Origin of the sequence: Rhodanobacter aciditrophus (assembly GCF_050026795.1) — a bacterium.
GTDB lineage: Bacteria > Pseudomonadota > Gammaproteobacteria > Xanthomonadales > Rhodanobacteraceae > Rhodanobacter_A.
The window spans coordinates 192033-218200 of sequence record NZ_JALBWP010000009.1 but is presented as its reverse complement, the minus strand read 5'-3'; the positions used below and the strand labels follow the sequence as shown (position 1 = coordinate 218200).

Below are 26168 nucleotides of genomic sequence, written 5' to 3'. Positions count from 1 at the left end.
AAATCCGGATCTTCCCGGCCCTTGCCGCCGCGAGCATACATGGAAAAGCGCCCCGGCGGCGGCGACTGCCGTCACCGGTTCAGCCGCCGGGGGTGCGCCCGCGGGCATCCCGTACAATGTGCGCATGAAAATCGCCTCGTGGAACGTGAACTCGCTGAAGGTGCGCCTGCCGCAGCTGACGCAGTGGCTGGCGGACGCACGGCCGGACGTGGTGGCGCTGCAGGAAACCAAGCTGGAGGACACGAAATTCCCCGCGGCCGAACTGGCGGCCGCCGGCTACCGCACGGTGTACTCGGGGCAGAAGACCTACAACGGCGTGGCGATCCTGGCCCGCGACGCGCTGGGCGACTTCGCCGAGGTGGTCACCGACATTCCCGGGCTGGACGATCCGCAGAGGCGCATCCTCGCCGCCACCGTGGGCGACGTGCGCGTGGTGGACCTGTACGTGGTCAACGGCAAGGCGGTGGGTGACGAGAAGTACGCCTACAAGCTGCACTGGCTGGAGCGCGTGCGCGAGTTCCTCGCCCGCGAGATCGAGCGCCACCCGCGCCTGGTGGTGCTGGGCGATTTCAACATCGCGCCCGACGACCGCGACGTGCACGATCCGGCCGCCTGGGGCGAGGACATCCTGTGCTCGCCGCCCGAGCGCGCCGCGCTCAAGGCGATCACCGACCTCGGCCTGCACGACAGTTTCCGGCTGTTCGAGGCCGAGGGTGGCCACTACAGCTGGTGGGACTACCGGCAGGGGGCGTTCCGGCGCAACATGGGCCTGCGCATCGACCTGATCCTGCTCGGCGAGGCCTTGAAACCCGCCGCCGTCGGCGCCGCGATCGATCGCGAACCGCGGCGCTGGGAACGCCCCTCCGACCACACGCCGGTGACGCTGGATTTGGATATTCGATGAATACAAGCAAGACCGACTGGCCCAGCTCGCTCACCGACAGCGAGCTCGACGAACTGGACCGCTACCTGCGCGCCCACACCAGCGGGGACGACGGCCGCCTGCTGCTGGACGGCGTGCATGGCCTGCTCAGTGCGCTGGCGGTGGGACCACTGCAGGTGCTGCCCGACGAATGGCTGCCCGAGGTGCTGCACGAGCCGTTCGCCAACGAGGCCGAGGGCAACCGCGTGCTGGAACTGCTGGCCAAGCTCAACGACTCGATCAGCGCCGAGCTCGACGTGGACGCCTACGAGCCCATCCTCGGCGAGATCGACACCGAAACCGGCCCCGCGCTGTCGGCCGCCGGCTGGTGCGAGGGCTTCAGCCGCGGCATCGACCTGCGCGCCGCGCTGTGGGAGGGCCGCCTCGCCGAGGATCCGCAGCTGATGGAACTGCTCGGCCCGGTGATGGCGCTGGCGGTGGATGACGGCGTGCTCAGCGCCGACGCCGAGTTCGAGAAGCTCAGCGACGAGGAATACGACGACTGCCTGTCGCAGGTGCCCGCCGTGCTCGACGCGGTCGGCCAGTACTGGCAGGCCAAGCCCGTCACCGAGGCGGAGCTCGAGGCGATGGTGCAGCGGCATGCCGAGCCCGAAAGCGGCGATGGCACGCCGCCGCGCCACCGCAGCGGGCACTGGGTGCACTGAGGCCGCCGCGCGCGGGGAGGGACCACGCTTGAACGTCGCGGCGCCGCTCTACGAGCCCATCAATACCTTGAAGCCGGTCGCGCCGGGCCTGTGGATCGTTGACGGCCCGATCGTGCGCATGGCCGCGCTGGGCGGCAGTGCGCCGTTTCCCACCCGCATGACGGTGGCACGGCTGGCCGACGGCGGCCTGTGGTGCCATTCGCCGGTCGCCCCCGATGCGGCGTTGTTCGCCGCGATCGACGCGCTGGGCCCGGTGCGCCACCTGGTGTCGCCCAACAAGCTGCACTACGCGCACGTCGCCGCGTGGAAGCGGCGCTATCCCGACGCCGTCGCCTGGGCCTCGCCCGGCGTGCGCGAACGTGCAGCACACCAGAAGATCCACGTCTCCTTCGACGCCGACCTCGGCGACCGGCCTGAACCGGCGTGGGCCGCGGAGCTCGACCAGCTGCGTTTCCGCGGCAGCCGCGTGATCGAGGAGGTGGTGTTCCTGCACCGCGCCAGCGCCACCCTGATCCTCGCCGACCTGATCGAGAACTTCGAGGCCGCCAGGCTCGGCACGGCGATGCGCTGGATCGCGCGGCTGGGCGGCGTGCTCGATCCCGACGGCAAGGCCCCGCTGGACATGCGCCTGACGTTCCGCGACCGCGCCACGGCGCGTGCCTGCCTCCAGCGCATCATGGGCTGGCAGCCGCAGCGGGTCATCCTCGCCCACGGCCGCTGCTATCTGGACAACGCCGGGGCGGAGCTGCGCCGCGCATTTCGCTGGCTGGCCTGAGACCGTCGCGCCGGCGGAACGATCCGTTCCCGCCGCGGCGCTTGGATAAGGCGCCACGCGCGCGCATCTTGGCGGCATTCCATCCACCGGAGCATCGTCATGGGCGAACGCCGCATCCTCCGCCGCATCCGCGGCATCGACACCGCCGACGGCGCGGGCGTGAAGCTGAAGCGCATCATCGGCCAGCCCGGGCTGGACATGCTCGACCCGTTCCTGCTGCTGGACGAGTTCCGTTCCGACAGCGCGGACGACTACATCGCCGGTTTTCCCGAGCATCCGCACCGCGGCTTCGAAACGGTCACCTACATGCTGGCCGGCCACATGCAGCACGGCGACAACCACGGCAACCGCGGCGATCTGGTCGCGGGCAGCGTGCAGTGGATGACCGCCGGCCGCGGCATCCTCCATTCGGAGATGCCGCAGCAGGAAGACGGCCTGATGTGGGGCTTCCAGCTGTGGGTGAACCTGCCTGCCGCCGACAAGATGACCGCGCCGCGCTACCAGGACATCGGCCCCGAGCGCATCCCCGTGGTGCATCCGGCCGACGGCGTCACGGTGAAGGTGATCGCCGGCGAGCTGGCCGGCGCCACCGGGCCGGTGGCCGGCATCGTCACCGCACCGGTGTACCTGGACATCGCGGTGGCAGCGGGTGCGCAGGTGGAGATCCCGCTGCCGGAAGGTCACCACGCCTTCGCCTACGTGTTCGATGGCACGGATGCCCGGGTGGCCGACGACAAGCTTGCGCGCAGCGAGCTGGCGGTGCTGTCGCCCGGCGGCAGCGTGCGCATCGGCGGCGGCGAGGCGCCGGCCCGCGTGCTGCTGGTCGCGGGCCGGCCGCTGGGCGAATCCGTGGCGCGCTACGGACCGTTCGTCATGAACACGCCCGAGCAGATCCACGAGGCGATCGCCGACTTCCGCGCCGGCAAGTTCTGACGCGCCGCGTCCACACCTGCCCCGGCCGCGCCGACCGGGGCCTGGTCCTGTCGCCATCGCGACGCTGGCGCGCACGGGAGCGGGCGGCGGAAAGCGGATCGGGTCGACACCCGCAACGTGACCGCTCCCGCGGATATGCGGCGCGCCCGGTTGCGTGCGCCGCCGGCCCCGCCGACTGGTATGGCCGATGCTTGCCCTTCCTTCAGGAGGGTCGGCCGATGCCGACACAGATCAGCGATACCGGCGCTTGCAAGCCGCAAGGCATCGGCGTTAAATAAAGATTAATCTTCGCAGGTTCATGTAGCTGTATCCTCAAGCTGTAGTCGAAGCGTAACAATTAACAGGTAACGCACTGATTTTCCTGACCATGTTTGCCCTGATCCTCACCGCCACCTTCAGCCTGCTCGCACTAGCCGCGATCGCGGTGAAGCGCGTTCCGGACGGGCAGGTCTACAGCCTGTACCGCCATGGCAAACCGGTGCGCCTGCTGCAGCCGGGTACCCACGTGGTCCTGCCGCTGCTGGAACGGGTGGGTCATCGCATCGACCTCGGTGGCCGCGTGCTGCGTTTCGAGGAACCGCTGGCCGACGCCCGCGATGTGCGTGGCACGGTGTACTGGCAGGTGCTGGAGCCCGAGCGTGCGGACGCGGTGATCGAGCAGGCCGACCAGCTGATCCGCCGCGGCGCGCTGGAAGCGCTGCGCGGCGAGCCCGAGGCGGTGACCGGCGACCGGCGCGTGCTGGGGCAGCAGCTCAAGCGGAATCTCAACGGCACGTTGCGCGAGCGCGGCGTGATGGTGACCCGGGTGGAGCTGGATCTCGCCTGAGGCACCGGGTACTTCGCGCAGGCCGCCCCAGAGCGCCGCGCCACAGGGGCCGCAAGCAAGCCTTGAACCCGCCATCCGGCGGGTTTTCCTTTTTTGAAGTGCGGCCATGGATGGCCGCCCGTTTGATCTTCGCGATCATGGAAGATCGCAGGAAGCAAAGCAGTGCGGCCATGGATGGCCGCCCATTTGATTTTCGCGATCATGGAGGATCGCCAGAAGCAAAGCAGTGCGGCCATGGATGGCCGCCTGCCTGATTTTTCGCGATCATCGAAGATCACAAGGATGCAGGGCCGCGCGACCGGGGATGATCGCCAGGGCGGTTCTGCCGGATACTGGCCGGCCCACCCTCGTCCCGGATACCGCATGACCGCCCGTGCCGCCCTGCAGCAACGCCTGGAACAGGGCATCGCCGCGCTCGGCCTCGCCCTGCCCGCCGATGCGGTGGAGCGCCTGCTGGACTACCAAGCGCTGCTGGAGCGCTGGAACGCTGCCTACAACCTCACCGCCATCCGCGACCCGGCCGAGATGGTCACCCGCCACCTGCTCGACTCGCTGGCGATCCTGCCGTTCGTGCAGGGCCAGACCCTGGCCGATCTCGGCACCGGCCCCGGCCTGCCGGGTATTCCGCTCGCCATCGCCGCGCCAGGGCGGCAGATCCTGCTGGTGGACTCCAACGGCAAGAAGGTGCGCTTCCTGCGCGAGGCGATCCGCGCGCTGAAGCTCGACGGCGTGCGCGCCCTGCAGTCGCGGGTGGAGGACGTCGAGGGCCAGTACGACTGCGTCACCGCGCGCGCCTTCGCCAGCCTCGCCGACATGCTTGCCTGGGGCGGCCACCTGCTGGCCCCCGGCGGCGTCTGGCTAGCCATGAAGGGCAAGACGCCCGAGGAGGAGCTGGCTGGCGTGCCGCCCGGCTTCGCGGTGCGCGGCGTCCACGCGCTCGCGGTGCCGGGGCTGGAGGCCGAACGCAGCGTGGTCGTACTCGGCCGCAGCGCCGACTGAACCGGGCCTGCTAATCTAGGCCCCCTTTCGCACACGATCGACGACATGGCACGCATCATCGCTGTCGCCAACCAGAAGGGCGGCGTCGGCAAGACCACCACCGCAGTGAACCTCGCGGCGGCGCTGGCTGCGGCGAAGCGCCGCGTGCTGCTCGTCGATCTCGATCCGCAGGGCAACGCCACCATGGCCTCCGGCGTGGACAAGCACGCGGCGCGCCCGAACGGCTGCGCGGTGCTGCTGGAGGAGGCCGCGGTGGCCGACGCCGTGGTCACCACCGAAGGCCATTACGACCTGCTGCCCGGCAACGGCGACCTTACCGCTGCCGAGCTGAAGCTGATGGACACGCTGGCGCGCGAGCACCGGCTGAAGGAACAGCTGGCCACGGTGGGCGGCCGCTACGACACCGTGCTGGTCGACTGCCCGCCGTCGCTGAACCTGCTGACGCTCAATGCGCTCACCGCCGCCGACGGCGTGCTGATCCCGGTGCAGTGCGAGTACTTCGCGCTGGAAGGCCTCTCCAGCCTGCTGGAAACGATCAAGGCGGTGCGCCAGCGGCTGAATCCCCGGCTGGAGATCGAGGGCCTGCTGCGCACCATGTACGACGTGCGCAACAACCTCGGCAACGAGGTCTCCGCCCAGCTCACCCAGCATTTCGGCGACAAGGTGCTGCGCTCGATCATCCCGCGCAACGTGCGCCTCGCCGAGGCGCCCAGCCACGGCCAGCCGATCCACCTGTACGACCGCAGTTCGCGCGGCGCGATCGCCTACATCGGCCTGGCCGGCGAGATCATCCGCCGCGAACGCGGCCTGCCGCCGGTGCCGGTGGAGCCGCCCGCCGCGGACGATCCGGCCGACGTGACCGAACCGCCCGCAGCGGGCGCGCATGGCGTGGTGCTGAAGGCGCCCGCCGCCAACCACCAGGACTGAGGCTGAGGAATGGCTGCTGCAAAGAAACGTGGACTGGGCCGGGGGCTGGACGTGCTGCTCGGCGGCGATGGTGCCGCCGCGCCGGTGCTGGAGCAGGAAGGCGAGCTGCGCACGCTGCCGATCCAGCAGATCCAGCCCGGCAAGTACCAGCCCCGCCGCCACTGGAACGACGAGGCACTGGACGAACTGGCCGCCTCGATCAAGGCGCAGGGCCTGATCCAGCCGGTGGTGGTACGCGCGATCGGCCGGCACCGCTATGAGCTGATCGCCGGCGAACGCCGCTGGCGCGCCGCACAGCGCGCCCAGTTGAGCGAGGTGCCCGCGCTGGTGAAGGAGGTGCCGGAGGTCGCGGTGCCCGCGATGGCGCTGATCGAGAACATCCAGCGCCAGGACCTCACCCCGCTGGAAGAAGCCGATGCGCTCAAGCGCCTGATCGGGGACTTCGACCTTACCCACCAGCAGGCCGCCGACGCGGTGGGCCGCTCGCGCGCCGCGGTGTCCAACCTGCTGCGCCTCACCGAGATGCCCGACGCCATCAAGAAGCTGCTCGACGAGGGCAAGCTGGAGATGGGCCACGCGCGCTGCCTGCTCACGCTGGACGAAGCCGTCGCCGTGCCGCTCGCCCGCCAGGCGGTGACGCTGGGCTGGTCGGTGCGCGAGCTGGAGGACGCCGCGCGCCGCGCCCAGGCCGCGCCCAAGGGCAAGGCGAAAGCCGCGCCGCCGCGCGATCCCAACATCGCCGCGCTGGAGCGCGAACTGGCCGAGCGCTTCGCCACCCGCGTGGAAGTGGCCGCCGCCCGCGACGGCCGCGGCAAGCTGGTGATCCACTACCACAGCAACGACGAACTCGAAGGCATCCTCGGCAAGCTGCGTTGAGCCATGGACTGAAAGATGAAGCGCCTCGGGCCGGTCTCCTTGTTCGTGAGTCCACGACAGCGGCAATTCGAAGCCTTGACCCGCGCCCATGCCGGCGACCTGTACCGTTTCGCCTACTGGCTGTGCGGGCAGGACGCGCTGGCGCAGGACCTGGTGCAGGAAACCCTGCTGCGCGCCTGGAAGGGCCTCGATGCGCTGCGCGAGGCCGAGTCGGCCAAGCCTTGGCTGCTCGCCATCCTGCGCCGCGAGCATGCGCGCATCCACGAGCGCAAGCCGCTGGACACGGTGGAACTGGACGAAGGCATCGCCGAGGAGGCCGCCTGGGCCAGCCCCGAGCGCCACGGTGACGCCGCGGAGCTGCGTGAGGCCATGTCGAAACTGCCGCACAAATATCGCGAGCCGTTGCTGCTGCAGGTGCTGGGCGGCATGAGCTGCGAGGAGATCGCCGCCGAACTGGGCCAGCAGCCCGGCGCGGTGATGACCCAGCTGTTCCGCGCCCGGCAGAAACTCAAGTCCATCCTGCAGGGCGGCCGCCCGGAGGCACAGCATGGACTGTCTTGAATTCCGCCGCCGGCTGGGCGCCGAGCCGCAATCGCGCGACCCGGCACTGCTGGCCCACCGCCGCGATTGCCCGGCCTGCGCCGCCGCGTGGGAGCGCGCGCAGGCCTTCGAGCACGAACTGCTGGCCGCGCTCGACGTGCCCGTGCCCGACGGCCTGGCCGAGCGCGTACTGCTGGCCCAGGCCACCGGCGAGCGCCGGCAGCAGACCGCGCGCCGCCGCCACCTCGGCTACGCGCTGGCGGCCTCCGTGCTGCTCGCGCTGGGCGTGGGCGGCTACGCCTGGCGCCAGCACGACGCGCGTTCGCTGCCCGCGCTGGCGGTGGCGCACATGCCCGGCGAGATCCACTCGCTCGACCTCGTCCGGCCGGTCACCGCGCAGGCCGTCGCAGCCGGCTTCGCCGACCGCGGCGTGCAGCTGCGCGGCCCCCTCCCCGCCGGCGTCACCTACGTGCACGACTGCCCGGTCGGTCCCTACAAGACCGTGCACCTGGTCAGCCGCGTGGACAACATGCCGGTGGCCGTGCTCTACGTGCCCGGCAAGCAGGTGGCGAGGGCGCGCGACTTCCACCGCGACGGCTGGCAGGGCCGCATCGTGCCGCTGCAGCACGGCACCCTGGTGATGCTTACCGACCGCCAGGGCGCGCGGCCGTTCGACGCGGTCGCGCAGGGCTGGCGGGTGGCCATCGACGGCATGGGCACCGCGCAGGCGGCGGGCGCGCCGGAGCGGGCATCCGGCTTGCAGGCGCCCTGACGCCGGCCGGGCTCAGCGCCGCCCCGGCGCGCGTCCGAGCAAGGCGTCCACCGACAACCGCCCCGCCCCCAGCGCCACCAGCGCGAGCAGCATCAGGCCCCACGCCTTGTGGTCGTTGAAGTCGGCGCCGAGCAGGCCGTGCCACAGGCCGTTCGGCCACAGCGCGGGATAGGAGATCACGGCGACGATGTTGTAGACGAACAGCACCGCCGCGACTGCGCGGGTGCCCAGGCCGAGCGCGAGGAACCACGGCAGCACCAGTTCGGTCCACATGCCCAGCGCGGCGGCCACGGCCGGGGCGAGCAGGGGCACGTGGTACTCGTTTTCGAACAGGTAGGCGGTGCCGCCGGGGTCGCTCCACTTCACCACGCCGGCGCGCCAGAAGGCCAGCGCCACGAACACCCGGAACAGCAGCAGGGCGAGCGGAGTGAGCACGGTCAGCCGCGCGGTGAGGCGCGAGCAGCGGTCGATGAGGGTGTGCATGGGTTTTCCTCGCGGGTCGGTAGAAGTCAGGCGGCGAACAGCGCGTGTTCCAGCAGGGGCTGCAGCAGGGCTTCGGGCGGGGTGGCCGCGTCGACCGCCTGCGCCTCGGCCAGTGCGTCGGCCAGCGGTGCACGGCGGCACAGCGCTTCGGCGAAGGCGGCTTGCGCGGGCGCGATGGCGCGCATCGCCACCTGCGCGTGCTCGCGCCACAGCAGCACGGCTTGCGGCACGGCGGGCTCGGGCGTGGCGACGTCCGGCAGCAGCGCATGGCGCCACAGGTCCAGCACCGCCCAATCCGAGCGCAACACGCGCACGCTCGGACGCAGGCGCAGCGTGCCCTGCGCGTTGGCCAGCGCGGCGAGCAGGGCACCGGCATCGGCGGGCGCCTCGTCAGCGGCCAGCACCGCCTGCTGGCGCAGCCATTCCAGTCGTGCCACCGCGTCCAGCCATGGCCACGCGGCGGTTTCGGCCTGCGCGGCGATGAAATCGGCGAAGTCGGCGCCGTAGTCCTGCAGGTTGCCGCTGCAGTTGCCGTGGCGGGCGGCATGGCGGGTGGCGAGGCCGTCGAAGCTGTCCTCGCCGAGCAGACGGCGCAGCGCAGGGAAGGCAGTGGCCAGCACCTCGACGTGGATGGCGTAGCCGGCGTGCCGGTAGATGCGCAGCCGCGCGGCGGGATCGATGCCACGCGCGGCGATCCAGGCGTGCAGCGCGGGCGCTTCGCCGCCCTGGAGCGCACGCGCGAAGGCGCGCTGCAGCTCAGGCAGCGAGGGCGGCGCAGGCATCGAGATGCTCCGTGGCGAGCCGCGCCTCGTCCTGCAGCACGGCGAAGTCGGGCAGGTCCTGATCCCATTCGATCAGGGTGGGACGCGGGCCGAGCCGCGCCAGCGCGTGCGCGTACAGCGCCCACACGGCGGGGTCGACGCGGCGGTTGTGCGAGTCGATCAGCAGCGGCCCGTCCGTGCCGTCCTGGCGCAGGCCTTCCTTCCGCGTGAAGCCGGCCAGGTGCAGTTCGCCCACCGCGGCGGCGGGGATGCCGGCGAGGTAGGCGTGCGCGTCGAAGCCGTGGTTCACGCTGTTCACGTAGACGTTGTTCACGTCCAGCAGCAGGCCGCAGCCGGTGCGCGCGGCCAGCGCGGCGAGGAATACCCACTCGGGCATGGTCGAGTGGGTGAACTGCAGGTAGCTGGAGACGTTCTCCAGCAGCACGCGGCGGCCCAGCGCCTCCTGCAGCTGGTCGACGTGCGTCGCCATCGCGTCCAGCGCCTCCTCGGTGTAGGGCAGCGGCAGCAGGTCGTTGTAGTGACGCCCCCCGATCGCACCCCAGCACACGTGCTCGGACACCAGCGCGGGTTCGGCGTGGCGCACCAGCGCACGCAGCGCGGCCAGATGGCCGCTGTCCAGGGCCTCGGCCGAGCCCAGCGACAGGCCCACGCCATGCAGGCTCACCGGGTAGTCGCGGCGCACCGCGTCGAGCAGCTCCCAGGACGCGCCGGGGTGGAAGAAGTTCTCGCTGTGCAGCTCGAAGAACGGCACGGCCGGCCGCTGCTCCAGCACCTGGGCGACATGCGGCGGCCGCAGCCCGATCCCGACCGCGGTCGGGATCGGCTGCGCAAGCAGGGCTTGCGGAGAGTCCACGGCTCAGCTCTTTTTCATGGCGTCGTGCGACATCGCGGCCATCGGCTGCAGCGAGCCGCCGGCGATCTTGGCGCACAGGCCGGCGGGCACCGCCACGAAACCCTGCGGATCGCGCGCCTTGCTGTCCTGGCCCGCGCAGGAATGGCCCGGGGTCTGGCAGTCGTTCTTCATCGCGGCGTTGATGCCGTAGCACTTCTCCATGTTCGTGTGGCCGGCCATCTTGTCGGCGGCGTGGGCGCTGGTGGCGGCGCCGAGCGCGCCGGCGGCGATCAGGCTGAGCAGGGCGGAGCTGAGGATGGTCTGGGCTTGCATGGGGTTCTCCCGTGGGTGCCGGAGGATTCCGGCTGCCACAGGTGACCCGCCCAGGCAGGATTTCCTTACAGCGGGCTGCGCACGGCAACACCGGCGCAGGCGGTAAACTGCGCGCTCGCCGCTGCCGCGGCGCCCCGTTTCCGTTGAAAGGCTGCCCCATGCCGCAACTCTCCGTGGTCGTCCCCGTGTTCAACGAGCGCGACAACATCCCGCCGCTGCTCGCCGAGATTGCCGCCGCGCTGCGCGGCAAGATCGACTACGAGGTGGTCTACGTCGACGACGACTCCAGCGACGACAGCCGCGCCGTGCTGAACGCGCAGAAGGCGCAGCATCCCGAGCTGCGCGTGCTGCACCACGTCACCCGCAGCGGGCAGAGCACGGCGGTGTGGAACGGCGTGCGCGCGGCACGCGGCGCATGGATCGCCACGCTGGACGGCGACGGCCAGAACGACCCGGCCGACATCCCCAAGCTGCTCGCCGCCCGCGATGTCGCCGCACCCGAGGTGAGGCTGTTCGCCGGCTGGCGCACCACGCGGCGCGACAGCTTCAACAAGCGCATCTCCTCGAAGATCGCCAACGCGGTGCGCTCGCGCATGCTGAAGGACGCCACGCCGGACACCGGCTGCGGCCTCAAGCTGTTCGAGCGCGAGGTGTTCCTGCGCCTGCCCTACTTCGACCACATGCACCGCTACCTGCCCGCGCTGGTGAAGCGCGCCGGCTTCCAGAGCACCAGCGTGCCGGTGGGCCACCGGCCGCGCACCGCGGGCGTGTCCAAGTACGGCATGCTGGATCGCCTGTGGGTGGGCCTGGCCGACCTGCGCGGCGTGGCCTGGCTGATGCGCCGGGGCAAGGTGACGAGGGTCGAGGAGCTCTGACCTCAATCACGCCTGCGCGACCGCGCGGGCGTATGCTGGAACGCATTTCCTGCGGGAGTTGCGTGCATGAGCATTGCCGTGAAACGCGTCTACGAGCCGCCGGCGAAATCCGACGGCTACCGCGTGCTGATCGACCGCCTGTGGCCGCGCGGGCTGAAGAAGGACGAGGTGCCGCTCGACCTGTGGGCCAAGGAACTTGCGCCGTCCACCGCGCTGCGCCAGTGGTTCGGCCACGATCCGGCGCGCTGGGAGGGTTTCCGCCAGCGCTACGCCGGCGAGCTGGACAAGCGCGCCGAGCACTGGCGGCCGCTGGCCGAGCGTGCCGCGAAACACCCGGTCACCCTGCTCTACGGCGCCCGCGACGAGGAGCACAACAACGCGGTGGTGATGAAGGCCTACCTGGAAAACTGGCTGCGCACGCACGGGCCGCGTTGACCGCTTGCGTGCCGGGTGCGCTCCTACGGTGAAGCGGCCGCGCGCGGCCAGTGCGCCAGCGCTTCGCGCGCCTGTTGCCGGCCCAGCTCGATCAGTTCGCGGGCGCGATAGAACTCGTAGGCGCTGGCCATGTTCCGCGGCAGCTGGATCAGCAGGTCGGGTTCGTAGGCGGCGAGGCGCAGCCGCGCCAGGTTCGCCTGCATCAGGTCCATCACCTGGGTCAGCAGTTCCAGCGCGCCGGGCTCGCGCGGCACGTCGCCGCTGCCGACGTGCGACACCAGCCGGCCGATGAAGGCGCCGATGCGCTGGTGGTAGCCGGGCGCGTCGGCCGTCTCCGCGCCGGTCGCCGGCGGTGCCGGGGACGTTTCGCTGGCCATGCCGTCCACGCTCACCGCGATCAGGTAGTCGGCCGGCTCGCGGATCAGCGGCGTCACCGGCACCGGGTTGAGCAGGCCGCCGTCCACCAGCCGGCGGCCTTCGATGCGGTGCGGGCGGAACACGGTGGGAATGGCGATCGAGGCGCGGATCGCGTCGAACAGCGGCCCGCGCGACAGCCACACCTCGCGCTCGCGGTCGATGTCCACCGCCACCGCGGTGAATGCCAGCGGCAGCTCCTCGATCAGCGCGTCGCCGATCAGCCCGCGCAGCGTGCCGATGATCTTCTCGCCCTTGATCAGGCCGCCGCCGGACAGCGTCCAGTCCACCAGCCTCAGCACGTCGAGCTTCGCCAGCGCGCTGACCCAGTCACGGTACACGTCGAGCTTGCCCATCGCGTGGATGCCGCCGATCACCGCGCCCATCGAGCTGCCGGCGATCGCGCTGATGCGGTAGCCCTGCGCCTCCAGCTCCTCGATCACGCCGATGTGCGCCAGTCCCTTCGCGCCGCCCGCGCCCAGCGCCAGCGCCACGGTGGGCTGGCGGCGCGTGCCGGCGGATGCTGGGGAAGGCAGTGTGTCCATCCGCGCATTCTGCCGCGGATCGCGGTGAACGCGGCATGCATGCGTTTTGCGCACGCGCCGTCGTCGCGTAGCATGCGGGCTGTATCGCCGCGCAGGTGCCAGGGTGAAATCGATGCAGACAGCACGCGGGGCGTTGCCGCCGAGCACAGCAGCCGGAGCCTGCGCATGAACTGGCAGGCCTGGGCGGTGGTCGCCGTGATTGCGGTGGCGATGGCGCTGTTCGCCAGCGAGAAGCTGCGCATCGACCTGGTGGCGCTGCTGGTGCTCGCCACCCTGGTGGTGCTGGGCATCGTCAGTCCGGTGGAGGCGCTGTCCGGCTTCAGCAACGAGGCCACGGTAACGGTGGCGGCGATGTTCGCGCTTTCCCTCGGCATCGAGCGCTCGGGCGTGCTGGAGCCGCTCAGCCGGCTGCTGATGCGCATCCGCCGGCCGTGGCTGCTCACGCTCGTGCTGATGCTGGCGATCGCGCCGCTGGGCGCGTTCGTGAAGAACATCGCCCTGGTCGCCACCTTCCTGCCGCTGGCGCTGCGGGTGTGCCAGCGCACCGGCACCTCGCCGGCGCGGGTGCTGATGCCGATGGCCTACGCCGCGCAGATGGGCGGCGTGTGCACCCTGATCGGCACCTCGTCCAACCTGCTCGCCGATTCGCTGGCGCAGAAGCACGGCCTGCCCGCGTTCGGCGTGTTCGAGTTCACCGGCATGGGCGTGCTGCTCGCGGTGGCCGGCATGGTCTACCTGATGCTGGTGGGGCGCTGGCTGCTGCCGCGCCACGTCGACACCGGCGAGGTCGAGGAGGTGGAGATCGGCAAGTACGTCACCGAGCTCGCGCTCACCGTGCAGTCGCCGCTGGTGGGGCGCAGCATCGGCGAGGCGCAGCTGGGCGAGCGCTACGGCGTGTACCCGCTGGAGCTGCTGCGCGGCGAGCGGCGCATGTGGTCGCCGCGTTCGCAGCAGATGGAGGCCGGCGACGTGCTGCTGGTGCGCGGCGACTGGGAGAAGATCGAGGAGTTCCAGCGCCGCGCGCACCTGCAGAACGTGCCGGAGAGCCGCTACCTGCGCGACGCCGACCACCCGCGCGTGCTTGCCGAGATCATGGTCGCGCCGGCCAGCCTCGCCGAGGGCCGCCGGCTGGTCGAGACCGACCTCGGCCGCCGCCCAGATGCGGTGGCGCTGGCGATCCACCGCCGCGGCCAGGTGCTGCGCGACAAGCTCAGCGACGTCAGCCTCGCGGTGGGCGACGTGCTGCTGGTGCTGGTGGACGAGGACAGCATGCCGCAGCTGCGCGGCGACGACGCGTTCATCGTGCTCAGCGAGCGTGACGACGTGCGGCGCATGTCGCGCAAGGCGATCGTGGCGGCGGCGATCATGGCCGGCGTGGTGGTCGTCTCCGGCCTGCGCTGGCTGCCGATCCCGGTGGCGGCAATCTGCGGCGCGGCGGCGATGGCACTCACTGGCTGCTACGGCCGCAAGGACGTCTACGAGGGCATGGACTGGAAGATCATCGTGCTGCTCGGTGCGATCCTGCCGCTGGGCAGCGCGATCGAGAAGACCGGCCTGTCGCATGAGGTGGTGCAGGCCGGGCTGGGCCTGGTCGGCAACCACGGCCCGCTAGCCGCACTGCTGATGGTGTACCTGCTCACCGCCCTGCTCACCGAGCTGATGGGCCACAACCCCTCGGTGGTGCTGATGGTGGGCATCGCCGCCAGCGTGGCGCACGCCGTGCATGCCGACCCGCGCCCGTTCGTGGTGGCGGTGGCGTTCGCCGCCGCCACCTCGTTCGCCACGCCGGTGGGCTATCCCACCAACACCATGGTGTACTACGCCGGCGGCTACCGCTTCACCGACTTCATGAAGGTGGGCATCCCGCTGATCGCGTTGTTCTGCGCGCTGTCGATGTGGCTGATCCCGCGGTTCTGGCCGTTCCATCCCGGCTGAGCCGCGCGGCCGGGATGATGTTGCCCGGACAGGCTCCTACTTCGCCTCGCCCTTGATCGCGTGCCCGCCGAACTCGTTGCGCATCGCGGCGAGCAGCTTGTCGGAGAACGAATCGGTGTCGCGCGAGCGCAGGCGCTCGATCAGCGAGGCGGTGATGATCGGGGCGGGCACGTCGAGTTCGATCGCCTCGTCCACGGTCCAGCGGCCTTCGCCGGAATCGGCCACGTAGGGCGCGATGCCGTCCATCGCGGGGTTCTTGCCCAGCGCGTCGGTGGTGAGGTCGAGCAGCCAGGAACGCACCACGCTGCCGTAGCGCCAGATCTCGCCGATCTGGTGCAGGTCCAGGCCGAACTCCTTCTTGTGGCCGAGGATGGAGAAGCCCTCGGCGTAGGCCTGCATCAGGCCGTACTCGATGCCGTTGTGGACCATCTTGGTGAAGTGGCCGGAGCCCACCGGGCCGACGCGGCCCCAGCCCTGCTCCGCGGCGGGCGCCAGCGTCTGGAAGATGGGCCGCAGCGCCTCGACGGCCTTCGCGTCGCCGCCCACCATCATGCTGTAGCCCTCCTTGAGGCCCCAGACGCCGCCGCTGGTGCCGCAGTCCACGTAGCCGAGGCCGTGTTCGGCATACAGCGCGGCACGGCGCAGCGTGTCCCTGTAGTTGGAGTTGCCGCCGTCGATCACGGTGTCGCCCTGCGCGAGCAGCGGCAGCAGCGCGTTGACGGTGTCGTCGGTGATCTTGCCCGCGGGCACCATCAGCCACAGCACGCGCGGCGCGGGCAGCGCCTTGACCAGGGCTTCCAGCGAATCGGCGCCGGCCACGCCCTTGGCCGCCACCGCCCGGCGCGCGTCCGCGCTGGGATCGAAGCCGGTGACCCGGTGGCCGCCCTGCACCAGCCGCTCCGCCATGTTGGCGCCCATCTTGCCCAGCCCGACCATGCCCAGTTCCATCGCCTGCTCCGCTTGATTGAAAGAAGTCGGTGGCGCCATGTGCGCCGACCGCGAAAGTGTCAGGGCCGCCGGCCCTGCGCGTCCAGCCAGCCGCCGGTGAAGCCGGCGGCACGCAGACCGTCCACGATATACCGGCAGCGGCGCAGCAGCTGCCATAACAGGCCGCTGCGCTGGTTCTCGATCATCAGCAGGATCGGTCCGGTGTTGATGCCGAAGAAGTACGGCGAGGTCCAGCCGCAGGCCGCGTCGCCGCCCCAGGTGGCGTTGAAGCTGGCCTGGAAGCCGTAAGGGTGGCGGTCGTGCAGCGCCAGCGTGTGGACGAAGTGGTGCAACGTGGGCAGCACGATTTCCGGCGCGAATGGCAGCGAGGCCGCCACCGCCCACGGCGACAGCGTGCCGTCGTCGATGCTCCAGGGCGCGCCGCGTCCTGCGTAGCCACGGAACTGGCGCGGCACGCCGTCGATGACGCGCGTGGTCTCGCCGGGGCCGTCGCTGGCGGTGATGCCCCAGCATTGCGCGCCGTACCCCTTGAGGCACAGCGGATTGTCGATCGCGTAGCGCTGCTGCACCAGGCTGGCGCGGCGGCTGTTCTCGAAATAGTCGATGCCCTTGCCGCGCATGAAGGCGTCCTGGATGCCGCGGAAGTCGATCCATACGTGCGACAGCTGGTGGGTGAACAGCGGCCCGCAGTAGAGGTAGTCGATGTCGTAGGCGTGCCTCCACTCGTAGGTGGAAGCCCAGGCCGCGAATGCGGCGGGCGGCAGTGCGTGGGTGGGCGAGCCGAGCGCCAGCACGTACAGCAGCAGGCCTTCGTCGTAGCCCTGCCAGCGATGCGGGATGAAGCCGCTTTCGGGCCGCCAGCCGTGGCCGATGGTGCCGTCCGCGGCCTGCGCCCAGGCCCAGTCGGCGCGGCGATAGAGCATGTCCGCCAGCTCGCGGATCTCGCGCTGCGGCGGCGTGTCGGCACGGAAGTACGCCGCCGCCGTGAGCATGCCGGCGAACAGGAAGGCGCTGTCCACCGTGGACAGCTCGCACTGCCACGCGCGCCTGCCCGTGCGCATGTCGAGGAAGTGGTAGTAGAAGCCGCGGTACCCGGTGGCGTCCGCCGCCTCGCCCTGCGCGCTGTCGCGGAAGAAGCGCAGGGTGGCCAGGGTGCGCGCGATCGCGGCGTGTTCGTCCAGCAGGCCGCGTTCCACCGCCACCGGATATGCGCTGAGCGCCATCCCGGTGGCGGCGATGCTGGCGGGCCAGTCCGGCGCGGTCTTGTCCGCCACCAGGCCGTTGTGCGGGTTCGTCTCGTACTGGAAGTAGGCCCAGGCCTTGTTCTGCAGGTGCTGCAGCTGCGGGCCGGATTCGAGCGGGGGATGCGAGGTGGCGGCGGACATGGATGGAACGTGGCGGAATCAGCGCTGGCCAGCGTGCCGTCCGCCGTGCATTGACGCCGTGAATGCGCGCGGCCCCGCATGCTCGATGCTTCCCCGCGCGAAATCCCGACGATGATTGCTTCCCCTGCAACGCCGCGGCATGGCCTGCTTTCCAATGGCCGCATCTCGGTGATGATCGATCGCCACGGTGCCGGCTTCTGCCGCTGGCGCGATCTCGCGGTGACGCGCTGGCGCGAGGATTCCACGGTGGACGGCTGGGGCAGCTGGCTGCTGCTGTGCGACGAGGACAGCGGCGAGGTCTGGTCGCCCACGCGGCAGCCGTTCGCGCACGAAGCGCCCGATGACGCCGAGCGGTTCGAGCCAGGCCTCGCCACATTCCATCGCCGCCACCACAGCCTGCACTGCACGCTGCAGGTGGCGGTGGCCGCTGACGCCGACGTGGAACTGCGCCGGCTCACGCTGGGCAACCACGGCGACCGCGTGCGCCATCTGTCGATCGCCAGCTACGCCGAACTGGTGCTGGGCCCGGCGGGCGCGGACGACGCACACCCCGCGTTCTCCAAGATGTTCGTGCAGACGGAGTGGGACGCCGCACGCGGCCTGCTGCTGGCCACGCGGCGCAGGCGATCGGACGACGACGCGGCCATATGGGCGGCGCAGGCGCTGCGCATCGGGGGTGCGGCGTCCGGCGTGCCGGAGTTCGAGACCGACCGCATGCGCTTCCTCGGTCGCGGCCGCACGCTGCGCCACGCACGGGCGCTGCAGCCCGGCACGGCATGGGAAGGCAGTGTCGGCTGCGTGCTCGACCCGGTGTTCGCGCAGCGCCGGCAATTCACGCTGGCACCGAACGGCGAAGTCGCCGTGCTGCTGTGGACAAAGCTGGCCGACCACCGCGACGACGCCCTGGCGCTCGCCGCGCGGGTGGCCGATGCGGACGCCCCGGCGCGACTGTTCGACGCCGCCGCGCAACAGGCGCAGACGCGGCTACGACAACTCGGCATCGACGACGTGCAAGCCGCCCGCGCCGCGCGCTGGCTGGACGCGCTGCTGGTCGGCGACCCTGCGCAACGCGCCCCGCCGGAAGCCATCGCGCGCGGCCGCGGCGGCGCGCCCACGCTGTGGGCCGCGGGCATCTCCGGCGACCGCCCGATCGCGCTGCTGCGGCTGCACGGCGAAGGCGACCTGCCCCGTGTGCAGGAGCTGCTGCGCGCGCAGCGACTGTGGTGCGCCCAGCGCTTCCCGATCGACGTGGTGCTGCTCGATGCGGGCGACGGCGCCGTGCAGTCGGCGCTAGTGCCGCTGGTGAAGACGCAGCAGGCGCAGCTGAAGGAGGAGCGAGACCTGCCCAAGGCGGAGCTGTTCGCGCTGCAGGAGCGCGCGATCGGCGAGGACCTGCGCGACGGCCTGGCCTGCGTGGCGCGGCTGGTGCTGGATGGCGCAGCGGCGCCGCCGGCCGCCGCTCCGGCCGCCACGCCCGCGCCAGCCGCGCCGCCGCTGCGCGCCACCGCGCCGGCACGCGATGCCGCGCCGGCCGCCGCGGCGCCGGAATTCCCCAACGGCTGCGGCGGCTTCGTGGAGGGCGGCCGCGCCTATCGCATCGAACTGGCCGAGGGCAGCTGCACGCCGCAGCCCTGGGTGAACGTGATCGCCAATCCTGCGTTCGGTTTCCTGGTTTCCGCCGAGGGCAGCGGCTACGCGTGGTCGCTCAACAGCCAGCAGAATCCGCTCACGCCGTGGCCGAACGATCCGGTGAGCGACAGCCCGCACGAGGTGCTGTACCTGCGCGACGAGGACAACGGCGTGCTGTGGAGCGCCACCGCGCTGCCGATCCGCATCGCCGGCGCGCATTACGCGGCCACCCACGGCAAGGGCTGGAGCCGTTTCGAGACGGACGCCCACGGCATCGCGCTGGAGCTCCTGCAGTGCGTGCCGGTGGATGACACGCTGAAGCTGGCGCGCGTGCGGCTGGTCAACCGCTCGCCGCGCCCGCGGCGCCTTTCCCTCACCGCCTACGTGGAATGGGCGCTGGGGCCGAACGGCTCCGTGTCCGCGCCCTTCGTGCAGACCGTGCGCGACGACAAGACCGGCGCACTGTTCGCGCGCAACCGCTGGCGGCCGGATTTCGGCGGGCGCGTGGCCTTCGCCGACTTGGGCGGTGCGCAGCAGGCCATGAGCGGCGACCGCGCCGCCTTCCTGGGCCCGCTGGGCGCGGTGGATCGTCCCGCCGCGTTGCGCGGCGATGCGTCGCTGTCCGGGCGCCTCGGCGCGGGGCTGGACCCCTGCGGCGCGCTGCAGCTGCGCCTCGAACTGCCGCCGCACACCGAGCTCGAGTTGCGCTGGCTGCTCGGCGATGCGCCCGGCGAGGCCGAGGCGCAGGCACTGGTGGCGAAGTACCGCGCCATCGACGTCGACGCGGTGCTGGCCGCGGTTGCCGCGCAGTGGGACGAGCTGCTCGACGCGGTGCAGGTACGCACGCCCGACCGCGCGCTGGACCTGATGCTCAACGGCTGGCTGCTCTACCAGGTGACCAGCTGCCGCTTGTGGGCACGCACCGCCTACTACCAGGCCAGCGGCGCCTGGGGTTTCCGCGACCAGCTGCAGGATGTGATGGCGCTGTGCGTCAGCCGCCCCGACCTGGCTCGCGAACATCTGCTGCGCGCCGCGGGCCGCCAGTTCGCCGCGGGCGACGTGCAGCACTGGTGGCTGCCGCCGGACGGGCAGGGCATCCGCACCCGCATCAGCGACGACCGCGTGTGGCTGGCCTTCGTCGCCGCGCACTACGTCGAGGTCAGCGGCGACGCCGCGGTGCTGGACGAAGCCTTGGCCTTCCTCACCGGCGAGGCGATACCCGACGATGCCGCCGACGCGTATTTCCAGCCCGGCACCTCGGACGAAAAAGCCAGCCTGCACGAGCACTGCGCCCGCGCGCTGGATTCGGCGCTCACCCGCGGCGCGCACGGCCTGCCGCTGATGGGCACCGGCGACTGGAACGACGGCATGAACGCGGTGGGCGCGCGCGGCCGCGGCGAAAGCGGCTGGATGGGCTGGTTCCTGATCCGCGCCATCGAAGCCTACGCGCCGCTGGCCGAGGCGCGCGGCGAGCGCGCCCGGGCGCAGCGCTGGCACGACTACGCCCGGGACATGCGCGCCGCGCTGGAACAGGCCTGGGACGGCGCCTGGTACCGGCGTGGCTATTACGACGACGGCACGCCGCTGGGTTCGGCGCAGGACGACGCCTGCCGCATCGACACCCTTGCGCAGTCGTGGAGCGTGCTGGCCGGCGCCGCCGACGCGGCGCACGCGGCGCAGGCGATGGTCTCGAACGAGCGCGAACTGGTCGATCGCGAACACCGGCTCGCGCGCCTGTTCACGCCGCCGTTCGACCAGGGACAGGAAAACCCCGGCTACATCAGGGGCTACCCGCCCGGCGTGCGCGAGAACGGCGGCCAGTACACGCATGGCGCGGTGTGGTCGATCTTCGCCTGGGCCGCGCTGGGCGACGGCGACCGCGCGGGCGAGCTGTTCGGGTTCCTCAACCCGGTCCGCCACAGCGACGGCGCCGACGCGGCGGCGCGCTACCGGGTCGAACCCTATGTCTCCTGCGCCGACGTCTACGCGGCGGGCGAGCTGGCCGGCCGCGGCGGCTGGACCTGGTACACCGGCTCGGCCGCGTGGCTGTACCGCGCGGGGCTGGAGGCGCTGCTCGGTTTCCGCAAGCAGGGCGGGCGGCTGCGCATCGACCCCTGCGTGCCGAGGCACTGGCCCGGCTTCGAGCTCGACTACCGGCACCGCGGCGCGCGGCAGCTCACCCGCTACGCGATCCGCGTGGAGAACCCGCACGGCGTCTGCCGCGGCGTGCGCGTACTGGAGCTGGATGGCCGGCCGCTGCCCGTGGGTGAACCCATCGCGCTGGCCGACGATGGCGGCAGCCACCGCGTGCGCGTGGAGCTGGGCTGAGCGGGATCAGCCCGGCTGCGCCGGGTTCCTGCGGTCGTAGGGGCTGGGCCGGTCGTGCGCCGACCAGCGCTTGTACTGCCACTGGTACTGGGCGAAGGCCAGATTCACGCAGGCTTCCACGCCACGGTTGAGCGCGCCGCAGGCCACGCCGAGGTCGGCGTCGGCCAGGCCGTCCGGCGCAGGCAGGAAGTGGATGCGGTAGCCCGCGCCGCGTGGCAGCCGTTCCGCGAACGCGAACAGCACGGTGGCCCCGGTGCGGGCGGCCAGGCGGGGCAGCAGCACCATGGTCAGCGCCTCGCGGCCGAAGAACGGCGCGAATGCGCCCTCGCCTTCGCGCGGCTTCTGGTCAGGCAGGATGCCCACCGTGCCGCCCGCGGCGAGCCGCTTGTACAGCGTGCGTACGCCCGCGCCCTCGGCGCGCACCTGTTCCGGCGCCAGCGCGCCGCGCACCTTGCGCAGCAGGCCCTCCACCGCGGCGATGCGCGGCGGCCGGTACAGGATCGCCATCGGCGTCTTGCGGCACAGCCAGTAGTTCAGCAGTTCCCAGCAGCCCAGGTGGGGGGCGGCGATGATCACGCCCCTGCCCGCGGCCAGCGCGGCGTCGAACAGCGCCTCGCCGCGCACCTCGCGCACCAGCCGCAGCGCGCGCCCGGCGCCCGAGCCCCAGATCTTGATGATCTCGGTGGCCGACTTGCCGCTCTCGGCCAGTGCCTCGCGCAGCAGCGTCGCGCGTGCGGCCGCGTCCAGCCCGGGCCGGGCGATCGCCAGGTTCACCGCCACGTGGTGCGCGGTGCGGGTGCGCCGCCACAGCGCGATGTGGCCCAGCAGCGCGCCGCCGGCCTGCAGCGTGCGCAGCGGCAGCAGGGCGAGCAGACGCAGCAGGAGGTAGGCGAGGTACATGTCGGCACGCATCCATCCAGTGTACGGGATAGCTGCGCTTCCACCGGCCGCGCGGCGCGCTTATGCTGCGCACTTCGCCCGTTGCCGAGTCGCCATGATCGCCCTGATCCAGCGTGTGCTCTCCGCCCGTGTCGAGGTCGAAGGCGAAAGCGTGGGCGCGATCGGTCCCGGCCTGCTGGCCCTGGTGGCGGTGGAGCCCCACGACGGCGAACCGCAGGCGCGGCGCATGCTGGAACGCCTGCTCGGCTACCGGGTGTTCGCCGACGCGGCCGGCAGGATGAACCGTTCGCTCGCCGACACCGGCGGCGGCCTGCTGCTGGTGAGCCAGTTCACGCTGGCCGCCGATACCCGTTCCGGCATGCGCCCCAGCTTCACCTCCGCGGCGGCGCCCGAGCATGGTCGGCGCTGGTTCGAGCGGCTGCTGGAACTGGCCCGCGCCGCGCATCCCGAGGTGGAAACCGGACGCTTCGGTGCCCATATGGTGGTGAGCCTGGTCAACGACGGGCCGGTGACGTTCCGGCTCGACACCGGCTGAACGCGCGGCGCGTCAGGACGCGCGCAAACCCACGTTCTGGCGCGATTTTTGCGTGCAGTCGCGACGAAATTTCCACCTTGAAAACTGGTCAAAAAAGCAGCACATCGCTATAATGTCCGGTTCTTGAACCCTGCGGCGGTCGGTGAATGAACAACAAAGTCCACGAGCAACAGTCCGAAATCAAGGCGCTCATCGCCAAGGGTCTCGAGCAGGGTTACCTGACCTACGCCGAAATCAACGATCACCTGCCCGACGACATCGTCGACGCGGAGCAGATCGAGGACATCATGGCGGTGCTCAAGGGCGTGGGCATCGAGGTGCACGACGCCGCACCGGACGCCGACCCGCTGGCCGACAATGCGCCCGGCGCCGGTCCCGACGACGAGGCGGCGGCCGAGGAAGCCGTCGCCCTGCTCTCCGCCGTGGACGCCGAGGTGGGCCGCACCACCGACCCGGTGCGCATGTACATGCGCGAGATGGGCACCGTCGAGCTGCTCACACGCGAAGGCGAGATCGCCATCGCCAAGCGCATCGAGGAGGGCCTCTCCCAGGTGCAGCAGGCGCTGGCCAGCTTCCCGCTCACCATCGAGCTGCTGCTGGAGGAATACGACCAGCACCTGGACGGCAAGCGCCGCCTGTCCGAGATCCTCGCGGGCTTCCTCGACCTGGAGGCCGCGGCCGACGCCGCGCGCCTGGAGGCCGAGGAGGCTGCCGCTGCCGCCGCCGAGGACGGCGACGGCGAGGGCGACGAGGAGGACGAGGACGACAGCAGCTCCGATGACGAGGAAGCCGGCTCCAGCGGCCCCGACCCCGAAGAGGTCAAGCGCCGCATGGAGCTGCTGCGCGATCACTACGCGAAGTTCCAGAAGGCCGCGGCCAAGGCCACCGGCATCACCGACAAGAAGATCGTCAAGCTGCGCGACCAGATGGCCGAGGAGTTCCTCAAGCTCAAGCTGCCCAGCGCGCTGATCGACGGCTTCGTGCGCAAGCTGCGCGAGGTGGTGGGCGACATCCGCCACCACGAGCGCGTGCTGATGGACATCTTCGTCAAGCAGGTGAAGATGCCCAAGGCCGAGTTCCTCAAGGCGTTCCCCAGCAACGAGGGCAACCTCGAGTGGGCCGCGGAGCTGTCCCGCAAGCGCCAGAAGTGGTCGCCGAACGTCAAGACCCATCGCGAGGCGATCGACGCCGAGCAGGAGAAGCTGGCCGCGATCGAGCAGAAGCTGTTCCTGCCGCTCACCGACATCAAGGAAATCAACCGTGCCATGGCCTCGGGTGAGGCCAAGGCGCGCCGCGCCAAGAAGGAGATGGTCGAGGCGAACCTGCGCCTGGTGATCTCGATCGCCAAGAAGTACACCAACCGCGGCCTGCAGTTCCTCGACCTGATCCAGGAAGGCAACATCGGCCTGATGAAGGCGGTGGACAAGTTCGAATACCGCCGCGGCTACAAGTTCTCGACCTACGCCACCTGGTGGATCCGCCAGGCGATCACCCGCTCGATCGCCGACCAGGCGCGCACCATCCGCATCCCGGTGCACATGATCGAGACGATCAACAAGCTCAACCGCATCTCCCGCCAGATGCTCCAGCAGTACGGCCGCGAGGCCACGCCGGAGGAGCTGGCCAAGGAGATGGACATGCCCGAGGACAAGATCCGCAAGGTGCTGAAGATCGCCAAGGAACCGATCTCGATGGAAACCCCGATCGGCGACGACGAGGACTCGCACCTCGGCGACTTCATCGAGGACTCCAACGCGTCCTCGCCGATCGACTCGGCCACCGAGACCGGCCTGATGGAGACCGTGCGCGACGTGCTCGCCGGCCTCACCCCGCGGGAGGCGAAGGTGCTGCGCATGCGCTTCGGCATCGACATGAACACCGACCACACGCTGGAAGAGGTCGGCAAGCAGTTCGACGTCACCCGCGAGCGCATCCGCCAGATCGAGGCGAAGGCGCTGCGCAAGCTGCGCCATCCCAGCCGCTCCGAGCAGCTGCGTTCCTTCCTCGACGTGGATTGACCCGGCAGCGCCAAGGCAGGGCAATGATGACGGCCGCGCAAGCGGCCGTCGTCGCATGCGGGTGCCGGTTGCGGTCCGGGGGGCGTGCGCCGGCGGCTCAGAAATGCCACAGTTTCAGCGGCTAGCATGCACGTCCGGCCAGGCCGCGCGGACCTCCGGCGGCTGCCGGCATCACCGCTCCGGCGTGGCCGGCCACGCCGGATGCCGCGAGACCTTCTGCCCCAGCACGTCAAGGAGCGCACAGACCCATGATGGAAACGCCACCGTCCATGGCCGCGCGAGCAGCCGCGACCCGTTACGACCGCACCACGATCGTGCTGCACTGGCTTACCGCGCTGCTGGTGCTCGTGCTTTTCGCGCTGGCCATGCTGTGGGACTTCGTGCCCCACGACCTGCGCAAGCAGATGCAGTCCCTGCACATCTCCCTGGGCATCGTGCTCGCCGCGGTGCTGGTGCTGCGGCTGGCGTGGCGCACCACGCGCGGCAGGCGGCTCCCGCTTGCCGTCGAAGGGCTGCAGGGCAAGGCGGCCAAGGCGATGCACTATCTGCTCTACCTGCTGCTGGTGATGCAGGTGGTGCTCGGTTTCGCCTGGCGCTGGGCGCAGGCCGAAACCTTCCAGTTCTTCGGCCTGTTCCCGCTGCGCTTCGCCAGCGTCAGGAACCGGCCGCTGTCGGACATCCTCGGCGATCTGCACGACGTCGTCGGTTGGACCATCGTGATTCTGGCCGGCCTGCATGCGGCGGTCGCGCTTGTCCATCACTACGTCCTCAAGGACGGCGTGCTGCAGCGAATGCTGGGCGGCAGCGCGCCATGAGCCGCCTGCACCTGGAATCGCACCGGGCGAGCCGGGCAGGCTGGTTGCGCGCGGCCGTGCTGGGCGCCAACGACGGCATCATCTCCACCGCCAGCCTGGTGCTGGGCATGGCTTCCGCCGCATCGGGCAGGAACGCCGTGCTGCTCGCCGGCGTGGCGGGCTGGATCGCCGGCGCGATGTCGATGGCGGCGGGCGAGTACGTATCGGTGAGTTCGCAGTCGGACACCGAGCATGCCGACCTGGCGCGCGAGCGCCGCGAGCTCACGGAAGACCCGGAGTCGGAAGCAAAGGAGCTCGCCCAGATCTATGTTGCGCGCGGACTCACGAAGGAACTGGCGCGGCAGGTGGCGGAGCAGCTCATGGCCCACGATGCCCTCAGCGCCCATGCGCGGGACGAGCTGGGCATTTCCGAACTCACGGCGGCGCGGCCGGTGCAGGCCGCGCTGACCTCGGCGGCGACCTTCTCCGTCGGCGCCGCCGCGCCGCTGCTGCTGGTGCTGGCGGCACCGGAATCCTGGCTGGTGCCGGTGGTGGCGACGGGTTCGATGCTGTGCCTCGCCCTGCTCGGGGTGGCCGGCGCCAGGACTGGCGGCGCGAAGGCAGCGAAACCGGCGCTGCGCGTCGTGCTGTGGGGCGCCCTGGCGATGGCGTTGACCGCGGGCATCGGCTTGCTGATCGGCAAGGCCGTATAGCGGGTTCGCCACGCGGCGGCGGCCGCACAGGCGGCCGCCGCCACATCCG

At 71.1% G+C, this 26168-nt stretch carries 26 protein-coding genes; 18 read left to right on the top strand and 8 right to left on the bottom strand.

The features are described 5' to 3' along the window. Positions 1 to 124: 124 nt before the first annotated feature. The 10 genes from xth to ACQGNW_RS04020 all read left to right on the top strand — a co-directional run bounded on the left by xth (position 125) and on the right by ACQGNW_RS04020 (position 8235). Complete coding sequence (gene xth, locus ACQGNW_RS04065) at positions 125 to 904, top strand: exodeoxyribonuclease III (RefSeq protein ID WP_426661834.1); 780 nt, start codon at positions 125 to 127, stop codon at positions 902 to 904. Further along, on the top strand, positions 901 to 1587 hold the full coding sequence (locus ACQGNW_RS04060) for a YecA/YgfB family protein (protein ID WP_426661833.1): 687 nt from the start codon (positions 901 to 903) through the stop codon (positions 1585 to 1587). The genes xth and ACQGNW_RS04060 overlap by 4 nt, the downstream gene beginning before the upstream one ends. A gap of 28 nt (positions 1588 to 1615) precedes the next feature. Continuing rightward, entirely contained in the window at positions 1616 to 2362 is a 747-nt protein-coding gene (locus tag ACQGNW_RS04055) for a DUF4336 domain-containing protein (RefSeq protein WP_426661832.1), read from the top strand. Between the two features lie 99 nt (positions 2363 to 2461). Further along, complete coding sequence (locus tag ACQGNW_RS04050; RefSeq protein ID WP_426661831.1) at positions 2462 to 3295, top strand: pirin family protein; 834 nt, start codon at positions 2462 to 2464, stop codon at positions 3293 to 3295. Between the two features lie 367 nt (positions 3296 to 3662). Then, entirely contained in the window at positions 3663 to 4121 is a 459-nt protein-coding gene (locus tag ACQGNW_RS04045) for an SPFH domain-containing protein (RefSeq protein WP_426661830.1), read from the top strand. A 363-nt stretch (positions 4122 to 4484) separates the two neighbouring features. Beyond that, positions 4485 to 5120, top strand: a complete 636-nt coding sequence (gene rsmG / locus ACQGNW_RS04040; RefSeq protein WP_426661829.1) for a 16S rRNA (guanine(527)-N(7))-methyltransferase RsmG — start codon at positions 4485 to 4487, stop codon at positions 5118 to 5120. 45 nt (positions 5121 to 5165) lie between these two features. Beyond that, positions 5166 to 6047 carry a ParA family protein gene (locus tag ACQGNW_RS04035; protein ID WP_426661828.1) on the top strand — a complete coding sequence of 294 codons (882 nt, stop codon included), beginning with the start codon at positions 5166 to 5168 and terminating at the stop codon, positions 6045 to 6047. Between the two features lie 9 nt (positions 6048 to 6056). Further along, positions 6057 to 6923: a ParB/RepB/Spo0J family partition protein gene (locus ACQGNW_RS04030; protein WP_426661827.1), complete on the top strand. Its 867-nt coding sequence runs from the start codon at positions 6057 to 6059 to the stop codon at positions 6921 to 6923. A gap of 75 nt (positions 6924 to 6998) precedes the next feature. Continuing rightward, on the top strand, positions 6999 to 7484 hold the full coding sequence (locus ACQGNW_RS04025) for a sigma-70 family RNA polymerase sigma factor (RefSeq protein WP_426661826.1): 486 nt from the start codon (positions 6999 to 7001) through the stop codon (positions 7482 to 7484). Then, positions 7471 to 8235, top strand: a complete 765-nt coding sequence (locus ACQGNW_RS04020) for a DUF3379 family protein (RefSeq protein ID WP_426661825.1) — start codon at positions 7471 to 7473, stop codon at positions 8233 to 8235. Before ACQGNW_RS04025 ends, ACQGNW_RS04020 begins: the two co-directional genes overlap by 14 nt. 12 nt (positions 8236 to 8247) lie before the next feature. On the opposite strand, the gene ACQGNW_RS04015 is transcribed toward ACQGNW_RS04020, so the two are convergent. From ACQGNW_RS04015 to bufA1, 4 genes are read right to left on the bottom strand one after another with little or no spacing between them, the layout of a single operon-like run. Continuing rightward, a complete protein-coding gene (locus ACQGNW_RS04015; RefSeq protein WP_426661824.1) occupies positions 8248 to 8718 on the bottom strand; it encodes a DoxX family protein in 471 nt (156 codons plus the stop codon). 26 nt (positions 8719 to 8744) lie between these two features. Beyond that, complete coding sequence (locus ACQGNW_RS04010) at positions 8745 to 9500, bottom strand: HvfC/BufC family peptide modification chaperone (protein ID WP_426661823.1); 756 nt, start codon at positions 9498 to 9500, stop codon at positions 8745 to 8747. After that, complete coding sequence (gene bufB, locus ACQGNW_RS04005; RefSeq protein WP_426661822.1) at positions 9475 to 10353, bottom strand: MNIO family bufferin maturase; 879 nt, start codon at positions 10351 to 10353, stop codon at positions 9475 to 9477. The genes ACQGNW_RS04010 and bufB overlap by 26 nt, the downstream gene beginning before the upstream one ends. A 3-nt stretch (positions 10354 to 10356) precedes the next feature. Next, positions 10357 to 10665 (bottom strand): BufA1 family periplasmic bufferin-type metallophore, encoded by a 309-nt coding sequence (gene bufA1 / locus ACQGNW_RS04000; RefSeq protein ID WP_426661821.1) that lies wholly within the window; start codon positions 10663 to 10665, stop codon positions 10357 to 10359. Between the two features lie 158 nt (positions 10666 to 10823). Between bufA1 and ACQGNW_RS03995 the strand changes: the two genes are divergently transcribed. Beyond that, the gene (locus ACQGNW_RS03995) at positions 10824 to 11540 is read left to right on the top strand and encodes a glycosyltransferase (protein ID WP_426661820.1); all 717 of its coding nucleotides are present in this window, start codon (positions 10824 to 10826) and stop codon (positions 11538 to 11540) included. Positions 11541 to 11606: 66 nt separating this feature from the next. Beyond that, positions 11607 to 11975 carry a DUF488 domain-containing protein gene (locus ACQGNW_RS03990; RefSeq protein ID WP_426661819.1) on the top strand — a complete coding sequence of 123 codons (369 nt, stop codon included), beginning with the start codon at positions 11607 to 11609 and terminating at the stop codon, positions 11973 to 11975. A gap of 23 nt (positions 11976 to 11998) precedes the next feature. Here ACQGNW_RS03990 and ACQGNW_RS03985 read toward each other — a convergent pair whose 3' ends face one another. Continuing rightward, positions 11999 to 12934, bottom strand: a complete 936-nt coding sequence (locus tag ACQGNW_RS03985) for a patatin-like phospholipase family protein (protein ID WP_426661818.1) — start codon at positions 12932 to 12934, stop codon at positions 11999 to 12001. 165 nt (positions 12935 to 13099) lie between these two features. Here ACQGNW_RS03985 and ACQGNW_RS03980 point away from each other — a divergent pair, with 165 nt between their 5' ends. Then, positions 13100 to 14869 carry an SLC13 family permease gene (locus tag ACQGNW_RS03980; RefSeq protein ID WP_426661817.1) on the top strand — a complete coding sequence of 590 codons (1770 nt, stop codon included), beginning with the start codon at positions 13100 to 13102 and terminating at the stop codon, positions 14867 to 14869. A gap of 36 nt (positions 14870 to 14905) precedes the next feature. Here ACQGNW_RS03980 and gnd read toward each other — a convergent pair whose 3' ends face one another. Together gnd and ACQGNW_RS03970 are read right to left on the bottom strand one after the other, a co-directional pair. Next, on the bottom strand, positions 14906 to 15817 hold the full coding sequence (gene gnd / locus ACQGNW_RS03975; RefSeq protein WP_426661816.1) for a phosphogluconate dehydrogenase (NAD(+)-dependent, decarboxylating): 912 nt from the start codon (positions 15815 to 15817) through the stop codon (positions 14906 to 14908). 59 nt (positions 15818 to 15876) lie between these two features. Continuing rightward, positions 15877 to 17202 (bottom strand): glucoamylase family protein, encoded by a 1326-nt coding sequence (locus ACQGNW_RS03970; protein ID WP_426661815.1) that lies wholly within the window; start codon positions 17200 to 17202, stop codon positions 15877 to 15879. 78 nt (positions 17203 to 17280) lie between these two features. Between ACQGNW_RS03970 and ACQGNW_RS03965 the strand changes: the two genes are divergently transcribed. After that, positions 17281 to 21159: a GH36-type glycosyl hydrolase domain-containing protein gene (locus ACQGNW_RS03965; protein ID WP_426661814.1), complete on the top strand. Its 3879-nt coding sequence runs from the start codon at positions 17281 to 17283 to the stop codon at positions 21157 to 21159. Positions 21160 to 21165: 6 nt separating this feature from the next. Here ACQGNW_RS03965 and ACQGNW_RS03960 read toward each other — a convergent pair whose 3' ends face one another. Next, the gene (locus ACQGNW_RS03960; RefSeq protein ID WP_426661813.1) at positions 21166 to 22071 is read right to left on the bottom strand and encodes an LpxL/LpxP family acyltransferase; all 906 of its coding nucleotides are present in this window, start codon (positions 22069 to 22071) and stop codon (positions 21166 to 21168) included. Positions 22072 to 22153: 82 nt separating this feature from the next. On the opposite strand from ACQGNW_RS03960, the gene dtd reads away from it, so the two are divergent. The 4 genes from dtd (at position 22154) to ACQGNW_RS03940 (ending at position 26119) form a co-directional block, all read left to right on the top strand. Next, positions 22154 to 22594 (top strand): D-aminoacyl-tRNA deacylase, encoded by a 441-nt coding sequence (dtd, locus tag ACQGNW_RS03955; protein WP_426661812.1) that lies wholly within the window; start codon positions 22154 to 22156, stop codon positions 22592 to 22594. Positions 22595 to 22740: 146 nt separating this feature from the next. Further along, on the top strand, positions 22741 to 24612 hold the full coding sequence (gene rpoD, locus ACQGNW_RS03950; protein ID WP_426661811.1) for an RNA polymerase sigma factor RpoD: 1872 nt from the start codon (positions 22741 to 22743) through the stop codon (positions 24610 to 24612). A 269-nt stretch (positions 24613 to 24881) separates the two neighbouring features. Continuing rightward, the gene (locus tag ACQGNW_RS03945) at positions 24882 to 25427 is read left to right on the top strand and encodes a cytochrome b (RefSeq protein WP_426661810.1); all 546 of its coding nucleotides are present in this window, start codon (positions 24882 to 24884) and stop codon (positions 25425 to 25427) included. Continuing rightward, a complete protein-coding gene (locus ACQGNW_RS03940; protein ID WP_426661809.1) occupies positions 25424 to 26119 on the top strand; it encodes a VIT1/CCC1 transporter family protein in 696 nt (231 codons plus the stop codon). Before ACQGNW_RS03945 ends, ACQGNW_RS03940 begins: the two co-directional genes overlap by 4 nt. Positions 26120 to 26168: the final 49 nt, after the last annotated feature.